The organism is Streptomyces sp. NPDC101181, from assembly GCF_044767975.1.
Taxonomy (GTDB): Bacteria; Actinomycetota; Actinomycetes; order Streptomycetales; family Streptomycetaceae; genus Streptomyces.
This window is the reverse complement of the sequence record NZ_JBIWOX010000011.1, coordinates 26772-48904: the sequence shown is the minus strand read 5'-3', so window position 1 is coordinate 48904 and position 22133 is coordinate 26772. Positions and strand designations below refer to the sequence as shown.

Here is a 22133-nt window from a genome sequence, read left to right as displayed (position 1 = left end):
GCAGTGGAGGGGACAGCGACAATGCCGGCCGACGAGAGATTCGCCGTACGGCGAGAGCGCGCACGGGCGCAGGTCCCCCGTCCCTTCACCGCACCGCCCGCCTCCGGCCGCCGTGACCGGCGCGGCGGCGGGCCGCGCCGGACCTTCGAGCGGGCACGACGGGCCTGGGACCGGCCCCTGACCGCCTACTACGTGATCCTCGGCTCCAGCCTGCTGATCACCGTGCTGGGCCTGGTGATGGTCTACTCCGCCTCGATGATCAAGGCGCTGGACATCAGCAAGCCCTCGACGTACTTCTTCGGCAAGCAGTTCCTCGCGGCCGTCATCGGCGGCGCCCTGATGCTGGTCGCCGCCCGGATGCCGGTCAAGCTCCACCGGGGTCTGGCCTATCCGATGCTGATGATCACCGTCTTTTTGATGGTCCTGGTCCAGGTGCCGGGGATAGGGATGTCGGTCAACGGCAACCAGAACTGGATCTATCTGGGCGGCCCGTTCCAGCTCCAGCCCAGCGAGTTCGGCAAGCTGGCCCTGATCCTGTGGGGAGCGGACCTGCTGGCCCGCAAACAGGACAAGCGGCTGCTGACGCAGTGGAAGCACATGCTCGTGCCGCTCGTGCCGGTCGCCTTCATACTGCTCGGACTGATCATGCTCGGCGGCGACATGGGCACCGCGATCATCCTCACGGCGATCCTGTTCGGGCTGCTGTGGCTGGCCGGAGCCCCCACCCGGCTGTTCGCCGGGGTCCTCGGCTTCGCCGCCGTCATGGCGTTCCTGCTGATCTGGACCAGCCCCAACCGGATGTCCCGGCTCTCCTGCATGGGCATCGTCGGCGAACCCGATCCGGAGGGCGGTTGCTGGCAGGCGGCCCACGGGATCTACGCTCTGGCGTCCGGCGGATGGTTTGGTTCCGGGCTGGGTGCGAGTGTGGAAAAATGGGGTCAACTCCCTGAACCTCACACCGACTTCATCTTCGCGATCACCGGTGAGGAGCTGGGGCTGGCGGGGACGCTGTCCGTGCTCGCCCTGTTCGCGGCTCTAGGCTATGCGGGTATCCGCGTGGCCGGACGCACGGAGGACCCCTTCGTGAGGTATGCCGCGGGAGGCGTGACCACCTGGATCACGGCCCAGGCCGTGATCAACATCGGTGCGGTGCTCGGCCTGTTGCCGATCGCCGGTGTCCCGCTCCCGCTGTTCTCCTACGGGGGGTCGGCCCTGCTGCCGACGATGTTCGCGGTCGGGCTGATGATCGCCTTCGCGCGGGAGGACCCCTCCGCGAAGGCGGCCCTGGCTCTGCGGAGGCCCGGGGTGAGATGGAAGACGATGAGACGGCGCGTCACCAGGCGTCCGTCCGGAGAGCGGTGAATTTCGGTGCATGTCGTACTCGCCGGCGGGGGGACCGCCGGACACATCGAGCCCGCGCTTGCCCTCGCAGACGCCCTGCGCAGGCAGGACCCGACCGTGGGAATCACGGCGCTGGGCACGGAACGCGGACTGGAGACCAGGCTCGTACCCGAGCGGGGATACGAACTGGCCCTCATCCCCGCCGTACCGCTGCCCCGCAAGCCCACGGCCGAACTGATCACCGTCCCGGGGCGGCTGCGCGGCACCATCAAGGCGGCCGAGCAGGTCTTGGAGCGCACCAAGGCGGACTGCGTGATCGGCTTCGGCGGCTACGTCGCCCTGCCCGGCTACCTGGCCGCCAAGCGCGTCGGCGTCCCGATCGTCGTCCACGAGGCCAACGCCCGTCCGGGCCTGGCCAACAAGATCGGCTCGCGGTACGCCCACGGGGTCGCCGTCTCCACCCCCGAGAGCAAGCTCCGCGGCGCCCGTTACATCGGTATCCCGCTGCGCCGCACCATCGCCACCCTGGACCGCGCCCGGGTGCGCCCGGAGGCCCGCGCCTCCTTCGGCCTCGACCCCAACCTGCCCACCCTGCTGGTCTCCGGCGGCTCGCAGGGCGCCCGGCACCTCAACGAGGTCGTCCAGCGGGTCGCGCCGCTGCTCCAGCGCTCGGGAATCCAGATCCTCCATGTGGTCGGCCCGAAGAACGAATTGCCGCGAATCGACAACATGCCCGGGATGCCGCCCTACGTCCCGGTACCGTACGTGGACCGGATGGACCTCGCGTACGCCGCGGCCGACATGATGCTCTGCCGCGCGGGCGCGATGACCGTCGCCGAACTCTCCGCCGTCGGGCTCCCCGCCGCCTACGTCCCGCTGCCCATCGGCAACGGCGAACAGCGGCTCAACGCCCAGCCGGTGGTCAACGCGGGCGGCGGTCTGCTGGTCGACGACGCGGCGCTCACCCCGGAATGGGTGCAGTCCCACGTCCTGCCGGTGCTGGCGGACCCCCACCGGCTGTACGAAATGTCCCGCGCCGCCGCCGAGTTCGGCCGGCGCGACGCCGACGACCTGCTCGTCGGCATGGTGTACGAAGCGATCGCCTCGCGCCACTAGGCGTGCGGCGCCGATGTGGTACGGGCCCGGGGCGCGCGCCCCGGGCCCGGTGAAGGAGCGAGCGTGGCCGGACCGACGACCGCCCAGCGCGGCGCCCCCGGGCGGACGGACGCGCCGGCCCGCGCGCCGCGCACCGGCCCCGAGCGGCCCCGGCTCGGCCGCCGCGCCCTGCTGGTCCTGATCGCCGTCGCGGCGGCCCTGCTCACCGCGTTCACCGTCTGGGTGCTCTACGGCTCCTCCTGGCTCCGCGTCGAACAGGTCCGCACCAGCGGCGTCGACGTGCTCACCCGCGCCGAGGTGGAGGAGGCCGCCGCCACCCCGGTCGGCGCCCCGCTGGTCTCCGTGGACACCGGCGCGATGGAGCGCCGGTTGCGCCAGAAGTTGCCTCGTATCGACACGGTGGATGTCGCTCGCTCCTGGCCGCACGGCATCAGTCTTAAGGTGACCGAGCGGAAGCCGGTCCTGCTGGTGGAGAAGGGCGGACGGTTCGTGGAAGTGGACGCCGAGGGCGTCCGTTTCGCCACCGTGGACCGGGCCCCGAAGGGCGTGCCCCTGCTGGAGCTGACCCCCGACCCCTCCGCGAGCCTGCGCCGCTTCGGCGAACAGGGCCTGCTGCGGCAGGCGGTCCGGGTCGCCGGAGACCTTCCGGCGGGCGTCGCCAAGGACACGAGGGTCGTACGGGTCAGCTCGTACGACGCGATCTCCCTGGTGCTCACCGGTGACCGTGAGGTGCTCTGGGGCAGCGGGGAGGACGGGCCCGCGAAGGCCCGGGTCCTGACCGCGCTGATGAAGGCCGCCCCCAAAGCGGGACAGTTCGACGTAAGCGCTCCCAGCGCCCCGGCGGAGTCGGGTAGTTGACGGGTATTTGCCCTGGCCAGCACCCTGGTTGGTCAGCGCTACGGGTGATCACATAGGGTGAAAAGAAAAACGGGAGGTTCGGCGTGTTCGTTGAACGTGCGCCACTTGTCGACTTAGTGTCCTGTTCGGAAGAGTCCAGGAAGCAGACACACTGGTAACCCTAAACTTCAGCGTTAGGGTTTGGGTCGGCGTTCGGACCGTCCCCATCGACATCAGTCGTCGCCGCGGGCCACCGCAGAGCGACGACACGTAAATCGAGGCGAGAGGCCTTCGACGTGGCAGCACCGCAGAACTACCTCGCAGTCATCAAGGTCATCGGTGTCGGCGGCGGTGGTGTCAATGCCATCAACCGAATGATCGAGGTCGGTCTCAAGGGCGTCGAGTTCATCGCGATCAACACGGACGCACAAGCCCTGTTGATGAGCGACGCCGACGTCAAGCTCGACGTCGGCCGCGAACTCACCCGTGGCCTCGGCGCCGGGGCGAACCCGGCCGTCGGTCGCAAGGCGGCAGAGGACCACCGTGAGGAGATCGAGGAGGTCCTCAAGGGGGCCGACATGGTCTTCGTCACCGCAGGAGAGGGCGGCGGCACCGGCACCGGCGGCGCCCCCGTCGTCGCCAACATCGCGCGCTCTCTGGGCGCCCTGACGATCGGCGTGGTCACCCGCCCGTTCACCTTCGAGGGCCGGCGACGCGCGAACCAGGCGGAGGACGGCATCGCCGAACTCCGCGAAGAGGTCGACACCCTCATCGTCATCCCCAACGACCGCCTGCTGTCCATCTCGGACCGTCAGGTCAGCGTCCTGGACGCCTTCAAGTCGGCGGACCAGGTCCTGCTCTCGGGTGTCCAGGGCATCACCGACCTCATCACCACCCCGGGGCTGATCAACCTCGACTTCGCCGACGTCAAGTCCGTGATGTCCGAGGCCGGATCGGCGCTCATGGGCATCGGCTCGGCGCGCGGCGACGACCGCGCGGTCGCGGCCGCGGAGATGGCGATCTCCTCGCCGCTCCTGGAGGCGTCCATCGACGGCGCCCGCGGCGTGCTGCTCTCCATCTCCGGCGGCAGCGACCTCGGTCTCTTCGAGATCAACGAGGCCGCTCAGCTGGTGAGCGAGGCGGCCCACCCCGAGGCCAACATCATCTTCGGCGCCGTCATCGACGACGCCCTGGGCGACGAGGTACGGGTCACGGTGATCGCGGCGGGCTTCGACGGCGGACAGCCGCCGGCCCGCCGGGACAACGTGCTCGGCGCGAACACCGCCAAGCGGGAGGAGTCCGCCGCTCCGGCCAGGACCGCCACCCCCGAGCCCGCGCGCCCGACGGGCGGACTCGGTTCCGTGCCCCCGCGCGAGGAGAGCCCGGCCCCGGCCGAGCCCGCCCCCGTGTCGGCTTCGAGCGAGAGCACCACGCTTCCCCCGGTCTCTCCGCCGCACGTCCCGCCGGCCCGTCCCTACCAGGACACCCAGGCCGAAGAGCTGGACGTACCGGACTTCTTGAAGTGATAACCCGGCATCGGACGGAACCCGTCACGGGCAGCGCTCACTTCGCCTTCACCGACCGGTGGGGCGGAGTGAGCGCCGCTCCGTACGGGGAGCTCAACCTCGGCGGCGCGGTCGGCGACGACCCCGCCGCCGTCGGCGCGAACCGCGGGCGGGCCGCCCGCGACCTGGGCCTCGACCCGGCGCGGGTCGTCTGGATGAACCAGGTCCACGGCCGCGACGTCGCGGTGGTGGACGGGCCCTGGGGCGCGGACGCGGAGATTCCGTCGGTGGACGCGGTGGTGACCACGCGTTCCCGGCTGGCGCTCGCGGTCCTCACCGCCGACTGCACCCCCGTCCTGCTGGCCGACCCGGAGGCCGGGGTCGTCGGAGCGGCGCACGCCGGGCGGCCGGGACTGGTCGCCGGAGTGGTGCCCGCGGTGGTCGGGGCGATGACCGCGCTGGGCGCACGACCCGACCGGATCACCGCGCACACCGGGCCCGCCGTCTGCGGGCGCTGCTACGAGGTGCCGGCGGACATGCGGGCCGAGGTCGCGGACGCGGTCCCCGGCACCTGGTCCGAGACCAGCTGGGAGACCCCGGCGGTGGACGTCACCGGCGGAGTCCACGCCCAGCTCACCGCTCTCGGCGTGCGGGACCTGCACCGTTCGCCGGTCTGCACCCGGGAATCGGACGACCACTTCTCCTACCGCCGGGACCGCACCACCGGGCGGCTCGCCGGATATGTCTGGTTGGACTGATAGGGCATGACGGACCGTAAGGCTCAACTCGCCGCGAATCTGGCGCGGGTGGAGGAAAGGATCTCCTCCGCTTGCGCGGCGGCCGGTCGCGCGCGCGACGAGGTGACCCTGATCGTGGTCACCAAGACCTATCCCGCGAGCGATGTACGCGCCCTGTACGACCTGGGAGTGCGCCACGTCGCGGAGAACCGGGACCAGGACGCGGCCCCCAAAGCCTCCGCTTGTGCGGATCTTCCTCTGACCTGGCACTTCGTCGGACAGTTGCAGACGAACAAGGTTCGCTCGGTGACGAGTTACGCCGACGTCGTGCAGTCGGTGGACCGCGCCAGGCTGGTCACCGCCCTCTCGTCCGCCGCGGTCCGCGCGGAGCGTGAGCTGGGCTGCCTGATCCAGATCGCGCTGGACGCGGAGAGCGGTGAGCGCGGCGAGCGGGGCGGCGTCGCGCCGGACGGGGTCGCGGAGTTGGCGGCCGCGGTGGACGCGGCCGACGGTCTGCGGCTCGACGGTCTGATGACCGTGGCGCCGCTGGCGGGACCGTTCGCGGGACGGCAACGTGCCGCTTTCGACCGCCTGGTGGAAATCTCATCCCGCCTGCGCGTCGGCCATCCGGCTGCGAGCATGGTCTCCGCAGGTATGAGCGGGGACTTGGAGGACGCGGTGGCGGCCGGAGCGACACATGTACGCGTCGGTACGGCGGTGCTCGGAGACCGACCCCGGCTCGGGTAACGTCGCGAAGCAGGTCGGACCACAGCAGAAAATATGGTCATTCCCACATAAAGCGGGTAGGCCACCGTGGATCGCGGGCACTTGGTGACGAATGCCGATCCACCACAGAGCGGAGGACTCGGAGCATGGCCGGCGCGATGCGCAAGATGGCGGTCTACCTCGGCCTCGTGGAGGACGATGGGTACGACGGTCCGGGGTTCGACCCCGATGACGAATTCGAACCTGAGCCGGAGTCCGAGCGCGACCGGCGCCGGCATCAGCCCCCCCACCAGGTGGAGCGGGACCGCGAACGGGAGCGCGAAAGGGACGAACCGGCACGAGTGGTGACACCTCCCGCTCAGCGCGAGCCGGTTCAGCTCCCCGCGGAGAGCGGGCGACCCGCCCGGATCGCACCCGTGGCATCCATCACACCTGAACGTCCGAGCCTGGAGAAGAACGCACCGGTGATCATGCCCAAGGTCGTGTCCGAGCGGGAGCCCTACCGCATCACCACACTGCACCCCAGGACCTACAACGAGGCCCGTACCATCGGGGAACACTTCCGCGAAGGCACTCCGGTGATCATGAATCTCACGGAGATGGACGATACGGACGCGAAGCGACTTGTCGACTTTGCCGCAGGACTCGTCTTCGGGCTCCATGGCAGCATTGAACGCGTGACGCAGAAGGTGTTCCTGTTGTCGCCTGCTAACGTCGATGTCACGGCGGAGGACAAGGCCCGCATCGCAGAGGGCGGATTCTTCAACCAGAGCTGAGAACACGACACCGGGAACGACCCGGCCGCGAGGCCGGAACCGGCCGAGCGGCCGGAGCTATGAGAGCCAGGGGAGAGGGAAGCGCGGGACATGGGCGTCGCACTGGATGTGGTCTATATCGCGCTGATGTGTTTCCTCATCGTGCTGATCTTCCGGCTGGTCATGGACTACGTCTTCCAGTTCGCACGTTCATGGCAGCCCGGCAAGGCGATGGTGGTCGTACTGGAGGCCACCTACACTGTCACCGATCCACCGCTCAAGCTTCTGCGGCGGTTCATCCCGCCGCTGCGTCTCGGGGGCGTGGCACTCGACCTGTCCTTCTTCGTTCTGATGATCATCGTCTACATCCTGATCAGCGTTGTGGTCAGGTTGTGAGCGATACGGTCTTGCCGACTGCCGACGACTACGTAGAGGTGAAGAAGAGATGCCGTTGACCCCCGAGGACGTGCGGAACAAGCAGTTCACGACCGTCCGCCTCCGAGAAGGCTATGACGAGGACGAGGTCGATGCCTTTCTCGACGAGGTCGAATCGGAGCTGACCCGTCTGCTCCGCGAGAACGAGGACCTGCGCGCCAAGCTGGCCGCCGCGACGCGCGCCGCCGCGCAGAACCAGCAACAGCAGCAGGGTATGCGCAAGCCACCGGAGCAGCAGGACCGGCCCGGCGCGCCTGTTCCCGCCGCCATATCCGGACCGCCGCAACAGCAGCAGCCTCCGCAGATGGGCCCGCCCCAGCTGCCCGGTGGCGCGCCGCAGCTGCCCGCCGGTCCCAGCGGCCACGGCCCCCAGGGCGGTCACGGCGGCCCGCAGGGTCCGCACGGCCCCGGCCCCATGCAGGGCGGTCCCATGGGAGGCCCCATGGGCGGTCCGATGGGTCACAACCCCCAGCAGCAGATGCAGCAGCAGCAGATGCAGCAGATGCAGCAGCAGGGACAGGGACCCGGTGGCGACAGCGCCGCCCGTGTTCTCTCGCTCGCGCAGCAGACCGCCGACCAGGCGATCGCGGAGGCTCGTTCCGAGGCCAACAAGATCGTCGGCGAGGCGCGCAGCCGCGCCGAGGGCCTGGAGCGCGACGCGCGGGCCAAGGCCGACGCCCTGGAGCGGGACGCGCAGGAGAAGCACCGCGTGGCGATGGGCTCGCTGGAGTCGGCCCGCGCGACGCTGGAGCGCAAGGTCGAGGACCTGCGGGGCTTCGAGCGCGAGTACCGCACCCGGCTGAAGTCGTACCTGGAGAGCCAGCTGCGTCAGCTGGAGACCCAGGCGGACGACTCCCTCGCCCCGCCGCGGACCCCGGCGACGGCCTCGCTGCCGCCGTCCCCCTCGCTGGCCCCGGCCGGCGCGGGTGCGATGGGTCACTCCATGGGGAGCTCCAACCACGGTGGCCACGGCGGTCAGCAGATGGGCGGCGGCCAGTCCATGGGCAACGGACCGTCCTACGGCGGCCAGCAGCAGATGTCGCCCGCGATGACGCAGCCGATGGCTCCGGTGCGGCCGCAGGCGCCGCAGCCGATGCAGCAGGCGCCGTCGCCGATGCGGGGGTTCCTGATCGACGAGGACGACAACTGATCGGTTCGCGCTCGCTGAGCGCGTAGCCGTCGGCAGTCGAAGGGCGGGGCCCCGGGTTTTCCCGGGGCCCCGCCCTTTGGCGTGGGTGTGGCCGGGCGGGTGCGCCGAAGGGCCCGCCGGGATGCTCTCCGGCGGGCCCTTGGACGTCGTTCCGCTCGCCGCTACCGCTTGCGCAGGCGGAACGTGAGCGCCAGGCCCTCGTCCTCGAACGGGGCGCCGTAGGTGGCGTCCGCCTCGCCCTGTGCGTAGTCCTCGGCGAGCACCTCATCGGAGATCAGCGGGGTGTGCTCCGTGAGGGCCTCGACCGTCGCGGGGGACGTGGAGGTCCAGCGGACGGCGATACGGTCCGCGACGTCCAGGCCGCTGTTCTTGCGGGCCTCCTGGATCAGGCGGATCGCGTCACGGGCCAGGCCCGCGCGGCGCAGTTCGGGGGTGATCTCCAGGTCCAGGGCGACCGTGGCGCCCGCGTCCGAGGCGACCGACCAGCCTTCGCGCGGGGTCTCGGTGATGATGACCTCGTCGGGGGCGAGAGCGATCTGCTCGCCGTCCACCTCCACCGACGCCGTGCCCTCGCGCAGGGCGAGGGAGAGCGCGGCGGCGTCCGCCTCCGCCACCGCCTTGGCCACCGCCTGCACGCCCTTGCCGAACCGCTTGCCCAGGGCCCGGAAGTTGGCCTTGGCCGTCGTGTCGACCAGCGAACCGCCCACCTCGGAGAGGGAGGCCAGGGACGAGACGTTCAGCTCCTCGGTGATCTGGGCGCGCAGTTCGGGAGAGAGGTCATCGAAGCCGCTCGCCGCGACCAGGGCGCGGGACAGCGGCTGGCGCGTCTTCACACCCGACTCGGCCCGCGTGGCGCGGCCCAGCTCGACCAGGCGGCGCACCAGCGCCATGTGGGAGGAGAGCGCCGGGTCGGTCGCCGTGGCGTCCGGCGTGGGCCACGAGGACAGGTGGACCGACTCCGGGGCCCGCGGCGTGACCGGGACGATCAGGTCCTGCCAGACCCGCTCCGTGATGAACGGGACCAGCGGGGCCATCAGCCGGGTGACGGTCTCGACGACCTCGTGCAGCGTGCGCAGCGCCGCCTTGTCGCCCTGCCAGAAGCGGCGGCGCGACCGGCGTACGTACCAGTTGGACAGGTCGTCCACGAACGCCGAGAGCAGCTTGCCGGCGCGCTGGGTGTCGTAGCCCTCCATCGCGACGGTCATCCGGTCGACCAGCGCGCCCAGTTCGCTCAGCAGCCAGCGGTCCAGGACCGTGCGGTCCGCCGGGGCCGGGTCGGCCTCGGAGGGGGCCCAGCCCGACGTACGCGCGTACAGGGCCTGGAAGGCGACCGTGTTCCAGTACGTCAGGAGGGTCTTGCGGACGACCTCCTGGATCGTGCCGTGCCCCACGCGCCGCGCCGCCCACGGAGAGCCGCCCGCGGCCATGAACCACCGCACGGCGTCAGCCCCGTGCTGGTCCATCAGCGGGATCGGCTGGAGGATGTTGCCCAGGTGCTTGGACATCTTGCGGCCGTCCTCGGCGAGGATGTGGCCGAGGCAGACCACGTTCTCGTAGGACGACTTGTCGAAGACCAGGGTGCCGACCGCCATCAGCGTGTAGAACCAGCCGCGGGTCTGGTCGATGGCCTCCGAGATGAACTGCGCCGGGTAGCGGCTCTCGAAGATCTCCTTGTTCTTGTACGGGTAGCCCCACTGCGCGAACGGCATCGAACCCGAGTCGTACCAGGCGTCGATGACCTCCGGGACGCGGTAGGCCTCCAGCTGGCAGCTCTCGTGGGTGCAGGTGAAGGTGATCTCGTCGATGAACGGGCGGTGGGGGTCCAGCCCCGACTGGTCGGTGCCCGTGAGCTCCGTCAGTTCGGCGCGGGAGCCCACGCAGGTGAGGTGGTCGTCCTCGCAGCGCCAGATCGGCAGTGGCGTGCCCCAGTAGCGGTTGCGGGAGAGCGCCCAGTCGACGTTGTTGTTCAGCCAGTCGCCGAAGCGGCCGTTCTTGACCGAGTCCGGGAACCAGTTGGTCTTCTCGTTCTCCTGGAGCAGACGGTCCTTGACGGCCGTCGTCCTGATGTACCAGGAGGGCTGCGCGTAGTAGAGCAGCGCGGTGTGGCAGCGCCAGCAGTGCGGGTAGCTGTGCTCGTAGGGGACGTGCCGGAAGAGCTTGCCGCGGGCGTCCAGATCGGCGGTGAGCGCCTCGTCGGCCTTCTTGAAGAAGACCCCGCCGACCAGCGGGACGTCCTCCTCGAACGTGCCGTCCGGACGGACCGGGTTGACCACGGGGAGCCCGTAGGAGCGGCAGACCAGCAGGTCGTCGGCGCCGAACGCGGGGGACTGGTGGACCAGACCCGTACCGTCCTCGGTGGTGACGTACTCGGCGTTGACCACGTAGTGGGCCTCGGCCGGGAAGTCGACGAGCGTGAAGGGGCGCTCGTAGGTCCAGCGCTCCATCTCGGCGCCGGTGAACGACTGGCCGGTCACCTCCCAGCCCTCGCCGAGGGCCTTCTCCACGAGGGGTTCGGCGACGACGAGCTTCTCCTCGCCGTCCGTCGCGACGACGTAGCGGACCCCGGGGTGGGCGGCGACCGCCGTGTTGGAGACCAGCGTCCAGGGGGTGGTCGTCCAGACCAGGAGCGCCGCCTCGCCGGCCAGCGGACCGGAGGTGAGGGGGAAGCGGACGAAGACCGAGGGGTCGACGACCGTCTCGTATCCCTGGGCCAGCTCGTGGTCGGACAGCCCGGTGCCGCAGCGGGGGCACCAGGGGGCGACGCGGTGGTCCTGGACCAGCAGGTCCTTGGCGAAGATCTCCTTCAGGGACCACCACACGGAGTCGACGTACTCCGGGTCCATCGTGCGGTAGGCGTCGTCCAGGTCGACCCAGTAGCCCATGCGGGTCGTCAGCTCGGCGAAGGCGTCGGTGTGCCGGGTCACGGACTCCCGGCACTTGGCGTTGAACTCGGCGATGCCGAAGGCCTCGATGTCCTTCTTGCCGTTGAAGCCCAGCTCCTTCTCGACCGCCAGCTCGACCGGCAGGCCGTGGCAGTCCCAGCCCGCCTTGCGGCCGACGTGGTAGCCCTGCATGGTGCGGAAGCGCGGGAAGACGTCCTTGAAGACGCGGGCCTCGATGTGATGGGCGCCCGGCATGCCGTTGGCGGTGGGCGGGCCCTCGTAGAAGACCCACTCGGGGCGGCCCTCGGACTGCTCCAGGCTCCGGGCGAAGACCTTGCTCTCCCGCCAGAAGTCGAGCACGGCGTGCTCCAGGGCGGGCAGGTCGACCTGGGCGGGCACCTGGCGGTACTGCGGCGATGTCATGTGCGGCTTCCTCCGGCGGACGTCTTCCACTTCCGTCGGAGGGACGAGAGCTCCCGGCTCCCGCGGTACCACCCTCCTTGGCCCCGGGCGTGCGCCCGTGGCCCCCTCATTGGGGTCGCGATGCCGGGTCTAGTGGCCTGGTGCCGGGGCTGGGCCCGCGGTCCACGGCGTTCTTCCGGCGGCTCCGGGGTGATCTTCACGACGCGCTCGCCCCCGGGCTCCCACCGTCCCCGGGTCGCTGCTGGCCGCGTACGACGCTACTCGTCCCATCCACGCCTCTCGCTGGCCCCAGTGTACGGGCCCGTACGGCCGACGGCCGACCCGATATCGGGAGGGTGCGGGAGTGACCCGAGTGGACGGACGGGGGGCGGGGACTTCTCCGCGGGCCGCGGAGGCCGGATTACCCGGCGGGGAGCTGGGAACAACCGATGCAGGCGCGTCACCAGCGGGTGCCGGGAGGGTGGAACGGCGGCGTGCCCCGTTGCCGCGGGGCTGGGGTCGATTTATCGTCCCAGCACGAATCGCGAGCAAGATCACTATATGTGAAGGGGCCGCGGCCATGGTGGCGAAGAAGACGGCGGAAGAGACCGCGGCCGAGCACGACGGCCCCCAGGAGCCACCGGCCGGGTCCGCGCCGAAGACGGTGAGGAAGACCGCCGCCAAGAAGGCGCCCGCCGGGAAGACCGGCAAGAAGGCGGCCGCGAAGGAGACCGCCGACGGGCCGGGCGTCGCGGGGAAGAGCACCGGCAGGAAGACCGCGGCCAAGAAGGCCACGGGGAAGGCCGCCACGGCGGCCACGGGGGCGGCCGAGGCCGCCGAGGAGACGGGAGCCCACACGGTGGTAGCCAAGAAGAGCGCTAGTCGCCCCGCAGCAGGCGCGCAGGCCACGGCCCCGGTGCCGCCCGCCCGCGCGGCCGCCCCCGGCGAGCTGGCCGTACGACCCGGCGAGGACCCCTGGACGTCCGAGGAGGTCGACGAGGCGCGCACGCTGCTGACCAGCGAGATCCTGCGGCTGCGCACCGAGCTGGAGACCTCGGGCGCGGCGCTCGCCGGGCTGATGCGGGACTCCGGCGACGGCGCGGGCGACGACGAGGCCGACACCGGCACCAAGAACATCACCCGTGAGCACGAGCTGGCGCTGGCCGCGAACGCCCAGGAGATGCTGGAGCAGACCGAGCGGGCGCTGGCCCGGCTGGAGGCGGGGACGTACGGGCTCTGCGAGATCTGCGGCAAACCGATCGGCAAGGCCCGGATGCAGGCCTTCCCCCGGGCCACGCTGTGCGTCGAGGACAAGCAGAAGCAGGAGCGGCGCGGCTGATCCGCACAGGTGTGTCGTACCCTCATCCTCAGTCAGGCATCTAGGTTGAGGGACTCACGTGGCAGAGGCGGAGCGCATCATCGGTACGCCGGACAACCCCGAGGCCCAGCAGCCGGACGAGAGCGGTTCCACCGCGGCCGACGCCGCCGGCAGGGGGACGGGCAAGCGCAGGATTCTCGTGCTCATCGGCGTCGCCGTCGTCGCCTACCTGCTGGACCTGGTGAGCAAGCTGATCGTGGTCGCCAAGCTGGAGCACCAGCCGCCGATCGACATCGTCGGCGACTGGCTCCAGTTCCGGGCGCTGCGCAACCCGGGGGCCGCCTTCGGGTTCGGCGAGGCGTTCACGGTGATCTTCACGATCATCGCCGCCGGGGTGATCGTGGTGATCGTCCGGCTCGCCCGCAAGCTCTACAGCCTGCCGTGGGCCATCGCGCTCGGACTGCTCCTCGGCGGTGCGCTCGGCAACCTCACCGACCGGCTCTTCCGGGCGCCCGGGGTGTTCGAGGGCGCGGTGGTCGACTTCATCGCCCCCAAGCACTTCGCCGTCTTCAACCTCGCCGACTCCGCGATCGTGTGCGGCGGCATCCTCATCGTGATCCTCTCCTTCAAGGGCCTGGACCCCGACGGGACCGTCCACAAGGACTGACCGGGCTGTACGGGGAGCGTGCCGCGCAAGGCATACTCGACTGGTGAGTACGCACCCCGAGATCCGCACCCTGCCCGTACCGGACGGCCTGGAAGGCGAGCGTGTCGACGCCGCCATCGCCCGTATGTTCGGCTTCTCCCGCACCAAGGCCGCCGAGCTGGCGGCCGCCGGGAAGGTCCAGGTGGACGGTTCGGTGGCCGGGAAGTCCGAGCGGGTGCACGGCGGGGCCTGGCTGGAGGTGGAGATGCCGGGGGCGCCCGCCCCCGTCCAGATCGTCGCCGAGCCCGTCGAGGGCATGGAGATCGTCCACGACGACGAGGACATCGTGGTCATCGTGAAGCCGGTCGGCGTCGCCGCCCACCCCAGCCCCGGCTGGAGCGGCACCACCGTCATCGGCGGTCTCGCCGCCGCCGGGTACCGGATCTCGACCTCCGGCGCCGCCGAGCGGCAGGGCATCGTGCACCGCCTCGACGTCGGCACCTCCGGCCTCATGGTCGTCGCCAAGTCCGAGCGCGCCTACACCCTGCTCAAGGCGCAGTTCCGCGACCGGGTCGTCGAGAAGAAGTACCACGCGCTCGTCCAGGGCCACCCGGACCCGATGAGCGGCACCATCGACGCCCCCATCGGACGTCACCCCCAGCACGACTACAAGTGGGCGGTCACCGCTGAGGGCAAGCCGTCGGTGACCCACTACGACCTCATCGAGGCCCACCGCGCCGCCAGCCTCCTGGACATCAAGCTGGAGACCGGCCGCACCCACCAGATCCGGGTCCACATGTCCGCCCACCGCCACCCCTGCGTCGGCGACCTCACCTACGGCGCCGACCCGACCCTGGCCGGGCGGCTCGGGCTGACCCGGCAGTGGCTGCACGCCGTACGCCTGGGCTTCGAGCACCCGGCCGACGGCTCCTGGGTGGAGTTCGCCAGCGACTACCCGGCCGACCTCCGAAAGGCCCTCGACACCATCGCCGCGGAGAGCCGGTGACCGCCGCCCCGGGGTCGTACACCACCCGCAGGGCCCTGGCCGAGAGCGACCTCGCCGCCTGCTTCCAGGTGCGCAAGAACGTCTTCGTCGGTGAGCAGAACGTGCCGGAGGAGATCGAGTACGACGCCTACGACGCGACCGCGGTGCACGTCATCGCCGTCGCCGCGGACGGCACTGCGCTTGGAACGGGGCGGCTGCTGCACGGCGCGGACGCCGCCGGGAAGACCGGCGGGGACCGTACCGTCGGCTCGCTGGGCCGCCTCGCCGTGACCCGGGAGGCGCGCGGCCTCGGCGTGGGCGCGGCGCTCGTGCGGGCCATCGAGGACGAGGCGCTGGCGCTCGGCCTGGCCGCCGTCGACCTGCACGCCCAGACCCAGGCCCTCGGCTTCTACGAACGGCTCGGATACCTGGCGTACGGCCCCGAGTTCCCCGACGCGGGCATCCCGCACCGGGCGATGCGCCGGGACCTCCGTCCCGCCTGAGCGCCGCAGGAGTCCTGAAGCGGGGGGTATCGACCGAATCGTCCCCGGTGCGTGGCAGGGTGGACGCCGGAAACCCCTCTGTTCGGCGGCCGTGGGCGGCGGCCCGGACCCGCACGCTCCGGAAGGCTCACCGTGGAACAAATGGCACTGCTGCTCCTGCTGCTGCTCGGAGCCGTGGTCACGGTGCCCCTGGGGGAGCGGCTCGGGCTCCCGGCACCGGTGCTGATGACCCTGGCGGGCATCGCGATGGCCTTCACCCCGTTCGTGCCGAACGTCGCCGTCCCGCCGGAGATCATCCTCCCCGCACTGCTCCCGCCCCTGCTCTACGCCACCGTGCAGCGCACCTCCTGGCGGCAGTTCGCCGCCAACAAGCGGCCCATCTTCCTGCTCGCGGTGGCCCTGGTCTTCGTCACCACGGCCGCCGTCGCCGCCGTCGCCAACTCGATCGTGCCGGGGCTGCCCATCGCCGCGGCCGTCGCCCTCGGCGCGCTCGTCGCCCCGCCCGACCCGGTCGCGGCGACCGCCGTGGCGGGCTCCGTGGGGCTGCCGCGGCGGCTCGTCTCCATCCTGGAGGGCGAGGGGCTCTTCAACGACGTCACCGCCATCGTGCTCTACCACGTGGCGATCGCCGCCGCCGTCAGCGGCACCTTCTCCCTGCCCCAGGCCTTCGGGCTGCTCGTCCTCTCCGCCGTCGTCGCGGTCGCCGTGGGCCTCGCGCTCGGCTGGCTCACCATCAAGCTGATGAACCTGCTCGGCGACGCCACCCTCCAGGTCGGGCTGACCCTGCTGGTCCCCTTCGTCGCCTACGTCCTCGCCGAGGAGCTGGAGGGCTCCGGCGTCCTGGCCGTCCTGACGGTCGCCCTGTTCCTGGCCGAGCACACCGCCGACGCCGACGACGTGCTGGGACGGCTCACCGGACGTACCTTCTGGGACATCGTCGACACCCTCGTCACCGGCGTGGCCTTCGGGCTCATCGGCCTGGAACTGCACAGCGTGTTCGGCACGGCGGACGGGCGGGCGCTGGAGATGACCGGCTGGGGGCTCGCGATCGTCGCCGTCGTCGTCGGCGTACGGCTGCTGTGGCTGCTGCCCGCGACCTGGCTGGCCAAGCGGCTGCACACCCTGCGGGACGTGAGCGAGGAGATCCCCACCAGCTGGCGGGAGACCGTCGTGATGTGGTGGGCCGGGATGCGCGGGGTCGCCTCGGTCGCCCTGGCGCTGGCGATCCCGCTGAAGACGGACGACGGGCAGCCGTTCCCCGGCCGCGACGAGATCATCTTCATCGCGTTCGCCGTGATCATGGCCACCCTGGTCTTCCAGGGGCTCACCCTGCCCTGGCTGGTGCGGAAACTGAGGGTCCGTGCCGACACCGACGCCGAACAGGCCCTGGAGCGGGACCTCGCCATCCGGGCCGCCAAGGCCGCGAAGTACCGGCTCAAGGAGATCCAGGAGGTCGAGGACTTCCCCGAGGAGGTCGTCGAGCGCCTCCATCGCGCCGCGTACGACATCGGCGCGAGGATCAGCCCGGACATGATCGACGAGGAGCGGCGCGAGGCGTACGCCAAGCGCGTCGACCGGTTCAAGGCCGTCAGCCGCGTCCAGCGCGAGATGATGTCGGCCGCCCGCCACGCGGTGCTCTCCGCGCGCAGCGAACCCGGGTCCGACCCGGAGGTCGTGGACCGGGTGCTGCGCTACCTGGACTTCCGCTCGCTGCGCTGAGACCGCGGGGACGTCAGCCGCGGCCGGTGCGCGGGGCCCTGGAGTCGCCCGGGTCGGCGGCCGGGGAGCTGCCGTTGCGGCCGCGGCCGTTCCGCGGGTCCGCGGCGCCGGTCAGCTCCGACCACTGCTCGCCCGGCGGGAGCGCGGAGGGCGCGGTGACGATCCGCGGCAGCGCGTAGGGGTGGTGGTCGCGCAGCCAGCCCACCAGCTGCTCGCGGACCGCGCAGCGCACCGTCCAGATGTCGTCGGCGTCCTTCGCCGTGACCACCGCCCGCACCTGGATCGTGGACGGGGTGGTGTCGGTGACGGCGAGGGACCAGTCCCGGCCGTCCCAGGCGGCGATGTCGCCGAGGATGTCCCGCAGCTTCTCGCGCATCGCCGCCACCGGTGCCGAGTGGTCCAGGTGGAAGAAGACCGTCCCGGTCATCTGGACCCCGCCGCGCGACCAGTTCTCGAACGGCTTGCTGGTGAAGTACGAGACGGGCATGGTGATCCGCCGCTCGTCCCAGGTCCGGACCGCCAGGAACGTCAGGGTGATCTCCTCGATCGTGCCCCACTCCCCGTCCACCACCACGGTGTCGCCGATCCGGACCATGTCGCCGAAGGCGATCTGGAGCCCGGCGAAGAGGTTGCCGAGCGTCGACTGGGCGGCGACACCGGCGACGATGCCGATCAGGCCGGCCGAGGCCAGCATCGAGGTGCCGATCCCGCGCATCGCGGGGAACGTCAGCAGCATCGCCGCGATCGCGACGACCGTCACCACCGCGATGACCACCCGCTGGATCAGCGTCACCTGGGTACGGACCCGGCGCACCCGGGCGGGGTCGCGGGTGGCCGTCGCGTAGCGGGCGTAGGTGGCCTCCACGATCGTCACGGCGATCCGGACCACCAGCCAGGCGGACGCGCCGATCAGGACGAGCGTGAGGACCTGGCCGATCCCGACCCGGTGCTCCCACACCCAGTCGAGCCTCGTCTGACGGTAGGAGCCGCGCAGCAGCGCCGCGATGATCACCACCTGCAACGGGAGACGGCAGCGCCTCAGCAGACCCCACAGCGGGGTCTCGTGGTGACGGTCGTCCGCCCGCCGCAGCAGCCGGTCCACCAGCCAGCCGACCAGCAGCGTGATCACCACGGAACCGCCGATCACGATCAGCGGGCGCAGCACGTTCTCCATCGCCTCGTCCTCCCAGTTGTCAGGCCCGGATGCGGGGCGGCCTCCGGGGCGCGGATGGCACCATGGGCCTCATGAACATCATGCTGTTCCACTCGACCTACGGGCTCCGGCCCGCCGTGCACGCGGCGGCCGCGCGGCTCAGGGACGCCGGCCACGAGGTGCGCGTGCCCGATCTCTTCGACGGGCACACCTTCGACACGGTGGAAGAGGGCATGGCCTTCCAGGACGAGGTCGGCAAGGAGGAGCTGCTCAAGCGCGCCGTACTGGCCGCCGCGCCCCACTCCGACCAGGGGCTCGTCTACGCGGGCTTCTCCCTCGGGGCGGCGACCGCGCAGACTCTCGCCCTCGGTGACGCGAAGGCCCGCGGACTGCTGCTGCTCCACGGCACCTCGGACATCGCCGAGAACGCGACGGTGGACGAACTCCCCGTCCAGCTGCACGTCGCGGACCCGGACGCCTTCGAGTCCCACGACTGGCTGAACAGCTGGTATCTCCAGATGCAGCGGACCGGCGCGGACGTGGAGATCTACCGCTACCCCGGGGCCGGGCACCTGTACACCGACGCCGATCTGCCCGACTACGACCAGGGGGCCGCCGAGCAGACCTGGAAGGTCGCGCTCGGCTTCCTGGCCACCCTGTAGCCGCGCCGCCGGGACCGGGAACCACGTGCGGGTCTCCGGACCCGGGGATCCGCGTGCTGCTCCCGGGCAGGGGACGTGCTGCTCCCGTGCCCGGGAGCGCCGGGGCGTCAGGCCTTCAGCGCCTTGTCGACCGCCGCCGTGAACTCGGCCGCCGTCATCGGGGCGTTCTCGCTGCCCTCGGCCGTGATCTTCTTGTCGCCCATCTTCAGGGTCGGCGTGCCCTGGACGCCGCTCTTGTCGAACGCCTTCGACATCTTCATCGCCCAGGCGTCGTACGTGCCGTCCTCGACGTCCTTCTTGAACGCCGCGTTGCCCTTCAGGGCGTCGACCGAGTCCGCCACCTCGATCAGGTAGCTGTCCTTGGCGAACTTGTCCTCGCTCTCCTGCGGGTGGAACTTCGCCGAGTAGAGCGCGGCCTTGTAGTCCAGGAACGCCTCGGGGCTCACGTTCAGCGCCGCGCCGAGGGCGCTCAGGGCGTTCTTGGAGCCCTCGCCGTTGTCGGTGTTGTCGATGAAGGTCGCGCCGACGTACCGGACCTGGTACTTGCCCGCCTCGACGTCCTTCGCGAGGGTCTCGCCGACGCCCTGCTCGAACGTGGCGCAGACCGGGCAGCGCGAGTCCTCGTACAGCTCCAGGGTCTTCTTGGCGCTCGACTTGCCGATCACGACCGTGGTGCCGTCGGTGCCCGAGGTGTTCTTGGGCACGGAGACGCTCTTCGCGTCGGCGGCCGCCTCCCAGCCGGACGGCTTGTTCAGCTGGGTCACGCCGTAGCTGATGCCGCCGACCACGGCGATGGCCGCGACGACCGAGACGCCGACGACGATCTGCTTGCGGGTCTTGTCCTTCTTGGCCTGGGCCTCACGCTCGGCCCGCAGCCGCTCGCGGGCCGCTGCCTTGTTGGCCTGGGTGTTGCGCTTGCTCATGATCGTTCTCCGTGAATGCGGGGTACGTGTGGGGAAGGGGCGGTGCGCCCAGCGCGGGTGCGCCGTGCCTCAGGCAGCGGCGTACAGGGCGGGCGGCGGGCCCCGGCGACCCAGACAGTGCACGAGGAGGCGGGCTGCCGGGAGCGGGTGCGGGCGCCCGGCGGGGCGCGGGCGGCGGCCCGGCGAGGGCACGCTCGCGCGCACCACGGCGACCGCCACGAGCAGCGGCCGGAACGTCAGGAGCGCCGCCGCCCGCAACAGCCCGGCCAGGGCCGCCTCGCCGCGCCGCAGCCAGGCCGCGGCGAGCAGTCCGACGGCCACATGGGCGGCGAGCAGCAGCCACGGGACGGCGGGTCCGGGCTGCGCCAGCAGCGCCGCCGCACGGTCGCCCGCACCGGCCACCCCGGCCAGGGGGGTGCCCACCGCGCCGACGCCCGCGATCCGGGCCCCGCCCGCGCCGACCTCACCGCCGCCGCACAGGACGTCGAAGCCCACCGCGCGCAGCGGACCGGCGACCGGGCCGCCCGCGGCCCCGTAACAGAGGTGCTGGCCGGTGGTGAAGAGCGTGTCGGCCGCCAGCTCCAGCGGGACCAGCAGCCCGGCGATCGGCCGGAAGCCGCGCTCCCGGCCGGCCAGGGCGTACGCCACCGCGAAGACCGCGGCGGCCAGTAGCGCGACCGCCGTCAGCGGCAGCGGGACCCCGGAGAGCAGCACATGGGACGCGGTGGACAGGGTGACGACGAGCGCGGTGAAGAGCGCCGCGCGCGCCGTCCTGAGGTGCGTCCCTGAGATGTCCATCGCCGGAAAGTGTGTCATGTGCGGAGGTAAGGGGGTCTTAAAAGAGGGTGAGAGTCGGCCCCGCCCCACGGGCAGGCCGGTGGGGGAGGGACCGGGACCACAGCCCCGGGACAGGGCCGGGACCGCGGCCCCGGGGCGCGGCCGGGGCTACAGCCCCGGGATGCGGCCGTTGCGGAAGAGGTCCACGAAGATCTGGTGGTCGGCGCGGGCCCGGGAGCCGTAGCTGTGGGCGAAGTCGACCAGGAGCGGCGCGAAGCTCTCCTCGTCGGCCGCGATGGCCGCGTCGATCGCCCGCTCCGTGGAGAACGGCACCAGCGAGTGACCGCTCTCGTCGTCCGCCGCCGCGTGCATGGTGGCCGTCGCCCGGCCCAGATCCGCGACGACCGCCGCGATCTCGTCCACCTCGTCGAGGTCGGACCAGTCCAGGTCGACCGCGTACGGCGAGACCTCGGCGACCAGCTGGCCGGTGCCGTCCAGCTCGGTCCAGCCCAGCCACGGGTCCGCGTGCGCCTGGAGCGCGCGCTGCGAGATCACCGTGCGGTGCCCCTCGTGCTGGAAGTAGTCCCGCACGGCGGCGTCCGTGATGTGCCGGGCGACCGCCGGGGTCTGCGCCTGCTTGAGGTAGATCACCACGTCGTTCTCCAGGGCGTCGCTGTTGCCCTCCAGCAGGATGTTGTACGAGGGGAGCCCGGCCGATCCGATACCGATGCCCCGGCGCCCCACCACATCCTTGACCCGGTAGGAGTCGGGGCGGGCCAGACTCGACTCCGGCAGCGTCTCCAGATAGCCGTCGAAGGCGGCCAGCACCTTGTAGCGCGTCGCGGCGTCCAGGTCGAGGGCCCCGCCGCCCTCCGCGAAGCGGCGCTCGAAGTCCTGGATCACCGTCATCGAGTCCAGCAGCGCGAAGCGCGTCTGCGCGCGGGCGACCCGCAGCGCGCCCAGCAGCGGCCCCTCCGCCGTGTCCAGGGTGAACGGTGGCACCTCGTCGTTCTTCGCGCCCGTCGCCAGCGCGCGGATCCGGTCGCGGTAGGACGTGGCGAAGATCCGGACCAGCTCGCTGATCTGCTCGTCGGCCAGGGCCTTGGCGTAACCGATCAGGGCCATCGACGCGGCGAAGCGCTTCAGGTCCCAGGTGAAGGGGCCGACGTACGCCTCGTCGAAATCGTTGACGTTGAAGACGAGGCGGCCGTTGGCGTCCATGTAGGTGCCGAAGTTCTCCGCGTGGAGGTCGCCGTGGATCCACACCCGGCCGGTGCGCTCGTCGAGGAACGGGCCGCCGTGCCGCTCCCGCTCCAGGTCCTCGTAGAACAGGCAGGCGGTGCCCCGGTAGAAGGCGAAGGCCGAGCCCGCCATCTTGCGGAACTTGACCCGGAAGGCCGCCGGATCGGCGGCCAGCAGCTCCCCGAAGGCGGTGTCGAAAACGGCCAGAATCTGCTCCCCGCGCCGCGCCGCGCCGGTCTGCGTCTCCGACATCTCTTACTGCCTCCTGAAGGTGTTGGCGTGTCTGGCCGGACCCGGGACCCGCATGACAGAGTGCATG

General features: G+C 71.3%; 20 protein-coding genes. 15 read left to right on the top strand and 5 right to left on the bottom strand.

What is annotated here, in order from left to right:
- Window positions 1-21: 21 nt before the first annotated feature.
- From ftsW to ACIRRU_RS17820, 9 genes are all read left to right on the top strand, one after another.
- Window positions 22-1362 carry a putative lipid II flippase FtsW gene (gene ftsW / locus ACIRRU_RS17860; RefSeq protein WP_363204436.1) on the top strand — a complete coding sequence of 447 codons (1341 nt, stop codon included), beginning with the start codon at window positions 22-24 and terminating at the stop codon, window positions 1360-1362.
- A 6-nt stretch (window positions 1363-1368) separates the two neighbouring features.
- Window positions 1369-2457 carry an undecaprenyldiphospho-muramoylpentapeptide beta-N-acetylglucosaminyltransferase gene (gene murG, locus ACIRRU_RS17855; RefSeq protein WP_403681355.1) on the top strand — a complete coding sequence of 363 codons (1089 nt, stop codon included), beginning with the start codon at window positions 1369-1371 and terminating at the stop codon, window positions 2455-2457.
- Window positions 2458-2520: 63 nt separating this feature from the next.
- The gene (locus ACIRRU_RS17850) at window positions 2521-3315 is read left to right on the top strand and encodes a cell division protein FtsQ/DivIB (RefSeq protein ID WP_403681352.1); all 795 of its coding nucleotides are present in this window, start codon (window positions 2521-2523) and stop codon (window positions 3313-3315) included.
- 275 nt (window positions 3316-3590) lie between these two features.
- On the top strand, window positions 3591-4820 hold the full coding sequence (ftsZ, locus tag ACIRRU_RS17845; protein WP_403681349.1) for a cell division protein FtsZ: 1230 nt from the start codon (window positions 3591-3593) through the stop codon (window positions 4818-4820).
- Complete coding sequence (pgeF, locus tag ACIRRU_RS17840) at window positions 4817-5557, top strand: peptidoglycan editing factor PgeF (protein ID WP_403681347.1); 741 nt, start codon at window positions 4817-4819, stop codon at window positions 5555-5557. The genes ftsZ and pgeF overlap by 4 nt, the downstream gene beginning before the upstream one ends.
- 6 nt (window positions 5558-5563) lie before the next feature.
- Window positions 5564-6283: a YggS family pyridoxal phosphate-dependent enzyme gene (locus ACIRRU_RS17835; protein ID WP_403681344.1), complete on the top strand. Its 720-nt coding sequence runs from the start codon at window positions 5564-5566 to the stop codon at window positions 6281-6283.
- Window positions 6284-6408: 125 nt separating this feature from the next.
- The gene (locus ACIRRU_RS17830) at window positions 6409-7038 is read left to right on the top strand and encodes a cell division protein SepF (protein WP_403681343.1); all 630 of its coding nucleotides are present in this window, start codon (window positions 6409-6411) and stop codon (window positions 7036-7038) included.
- A 90-nt stretch (window positions 7039-7128) separates the two neighbouring features.
- Complete coding sequence (locus tag ACIRRU_RS17825; RefSeq protein WP_006123846.1) at window positions 7129-7413, top strand: YggT family protein; 285 nt, start codon at window positions 7129-7131, stop codon at window positions 7411-7413.
- Between the two features lie 49 nt (window positions 7414-7462).
- Entirely contained in the window at window positions 7463-8602 is a 1140-nt protein-coding gene (locus ACIRRU_RS17820; RefSeq protein WP_363204428.1) for a DivIVA domain-containing protein, read from the top strand.
- A 161-nt stretch (window positions 8603-8763) separates the two neighbouring features.
- Here the strand turns inward: ACIRRU_RS17820 and ileS are convergent, their stop codons facing one another.
- Entirely contained in the window at window positions 8764-11907 is a 3144-nt protein-coding gene (ileS, locus tag ACIRRU_RS17815) for an isoleucine--tRNA ligase (protein WP_403681340.1), read from the bottom strand.
- A 559-nt stretch (window positions 11908-12466) separates the two neighbouring features.
- Between ileS and ACIRRU_RS17810 the strand changes: the two genes are divergently transcribed.
- The 5 genes from ACIRRU_RS17810 (at window position 12467) to ACIRRU_RS17790 (ending at window position 17057) form a co-directional block, all read left to right on the top strand.
- Window positions 12467-13225: a TraR/DksA family transcriptional regulator gene (locus tag ACIRRU_RS17810; RefSeq protein ID WP_403681338.1), complete on the top strand. Its 759-nt coding sequence runs from the start codon at window positions 12467-12469 to the stop codon at window positions 13223-13225.
- Window positions 13226-13283: 58 nt separating this feature from the next.
- Complete coding sequence (gene lspA, locus ACIRRU_RS17805; protein ID WP_403681336.1) at window positions 13284-13871, top strand: signal peptidase II; 588 nt, start codon at window positions 13284-13286, stop codon at window positions 13869-13871.
- A gap of 43 nt (window positions 13872-13914) precedes the next feature.
- The gene (locus tag ACIRRU_RS17800; RefSeq protein WP_403681333.1) at window positions 13915-14856 is read left to right on the top strand and encodes an RluA family pseudouridine synthase; all 942 of its coding nucleotides are present in this window, start codon (window positions 13915-13917) and stop codon (window positions 14854-14856) included.
- Complete coding sequence (locus ACIRRU_RS17795) at window positions 14853-15338, top strand: GNAT family N-acetyltransferase (RefSeq protein ID WP_403681330.1); 486 nt, start codon at window positions 14853-14855, stop codon at window positions 15336-15338. The genes ACIRRU_RS17800 and ACIRRU_RS17795 overlap by 4 nt, the downstream gene beginning before the upstream one ends.
- Window positions 15339-15470: 132 nt before the next feature.
- Window positions 15471-17057 carry a Na+/H+ antiporter gene (locus ACIRRU_RS17790; RefSeq protein ID WP_403681327.1) on the top strand — a complete coding sequence of 529 codons (1587 nt, stop codon included), beginning with the start codon at window positions 15471-15473 and terminating at the stop codon, window positions 17055-17057.
- 13 nt (window positions 17058-17070) lie between these two features.
- Here ACIRRU_RS17790 and ACIRRU_RS17785 read toward each other — a convergent pair whose 3' ends face one another.
- Window positions 17071-18231, bottom strand: coding sequence for a mechanosensitive ion channel family protein (locus tag ACIRRU_RS17785; protein ID WP_403681326.1), 1161 nt, complete (start codon window positions 18229-18231; stop codon window positions 17071-17073).
- 62 nt (window positions 18232-18293) lie between these two features.
- Here ACIRRU_RS17785 and ACIRRU_RS17780 point away from each other — a divergent pair, with 62 nt between their 5' ends.
- The gene (locus ACIRRU_RS17780) at window positions 18294-18872 is read left to right on the top strand and encodes a dienelactone hydrolase family protein (protein WP_403681324.1); all 579 of its coding nucleotides are present in this window, start codon (window positions 18294-18296) and stop codon (window positions 18870-18872) included.
- A gap of 107 nt (window positions 18873-18979) precedes the next feature.
- On the opposite strand, the gene ACIRRU_RS17775 is transcribed toward ACIRRU_RS17780, so the two are convergent.
- The 3 genes from ACIRRU_RS17775 to ACIRRU_RS17765 all read right to left on the bottom strand — a co-directional run bounded on the left by ACIRRU_RS17775 (window position 18980) and on the right by ACIRRU_RS17765 (window position 22066).
- A complete protein-coding gene (locus tag ACIRRU_RS17775) occupies window positions 18980-19795 on the bottom strand; it encodes a DsbA family protein (RefSeq protein WP_403681321.1) in 816 nt (271 codons plus the stop codon).
- 69 nt (window positions 19796-19864) lie between these two features.
- Window positions 19865-20593 (bottom strand): hypothetical protein, encoded by a 729-nt coding sequence (locus ACIRRU_RS17770; RefSeq protein ID WP_403681318.1) that lies wholly within the window; start codon window positions 20591-20593, stop codon window positions 19865-19867.
- Between the two features lie 147 nt (window positions 20594-20740).
- A complete protein-coding gene (locus ACIRRU_RS17765; protein WP_403681315.1) occupies window positions 20741-22066 on the bottom strand; it encodes a DUF2252 domain-containing protein in 1326 nt (441 codons plus the stop codon).
- Between the last annotated feature and the right edge of the window lie 67 nt (window positions 22067-22133).

Coding starts and splice junctions, on each gene's coding strand:
- ftsW (WP_363204436.1), top strand. CDS start 22: ATGCCGGCCGACGAGAGATTCGCCGTACGGCGAGAGCGCGCACGGGCG.
- ACIRRU_RS17835 (WP_403681344.1), top strand. CDS start 5,564: ATGACGGACCGTAAGGCTCAACTCGCCGCGAATCTGGCGCGGGTGGAG.
- ACIRRU_RS17830 (WP_403681343.1), top strand. CDS start 6,409: ATGGCCGGCGCGATGCGCAAGATGGCGGTCTACCTCGGCCTCGTGGAG.
- ACIRRU_RS17825 (WP_006123846.1), top strand. CDS start 7,129: ATGGGCGTCGCACTGGATGTGGTCTATATCGCGCTGATGTGTTTCCTC.
- ACIRRU_RS17820 (WP_363204428.1), top strand. CDS start 7,463: ATGCCGTTGACCCCCGAGGACGTGCGGAACAAGCAGTTCACGACCGTC.
- ileS (WP_403681340.1), bottom strand. CDS start 11,907: ATGACATCGCCGCAGTACCGCCAGGTGCCCGCCCAGGTCGACCTGCCC.
- ACIRRU_RS17810 (WP_403681338.1), top strand. CDS start 12,467: ATGGTGGCGAAGAAGACGGCGGAAGAGACCGCGGCCGAGCACGACGGC.
- ACIRRU_RS17785 (WP_403681326.1), bottom strand. CDS start 18,231: ATGGAGAACGTGCTGCGCCCGCTGATCGTGATCGGCGGTTCCGTGGTG.
- ACIRRU_RS17780 (WP_403681324.1), top strand. CDS start 18,294: ATGGGCCTCATGAACATCATGCTGTTCCACTCGACCTACGGGCTCCGG.
- ACIRRU_RS17775 (WP_403681321.1), bottom strand. CDS start 19,795: ATGAGCAAGCGCAACACCCAGGCCAACAAGGCAGCGGCCCGCGAGCGG.
- ACIRRU_RS17770 (WP_403681318.1), bottom strand. CDS start 20,593: ATGGACATCTCAGGGACGCACCTCAGGACGGCGCGCGCGGCGCTCTTC.
- ACIRRU_RS17765 (WP_403681315.1), bottom strand. CDS start 22,066: ATGTCGGAGACGCAGACCGGCGCGGCGCGGCGCGGGGAGCAGATTCTG.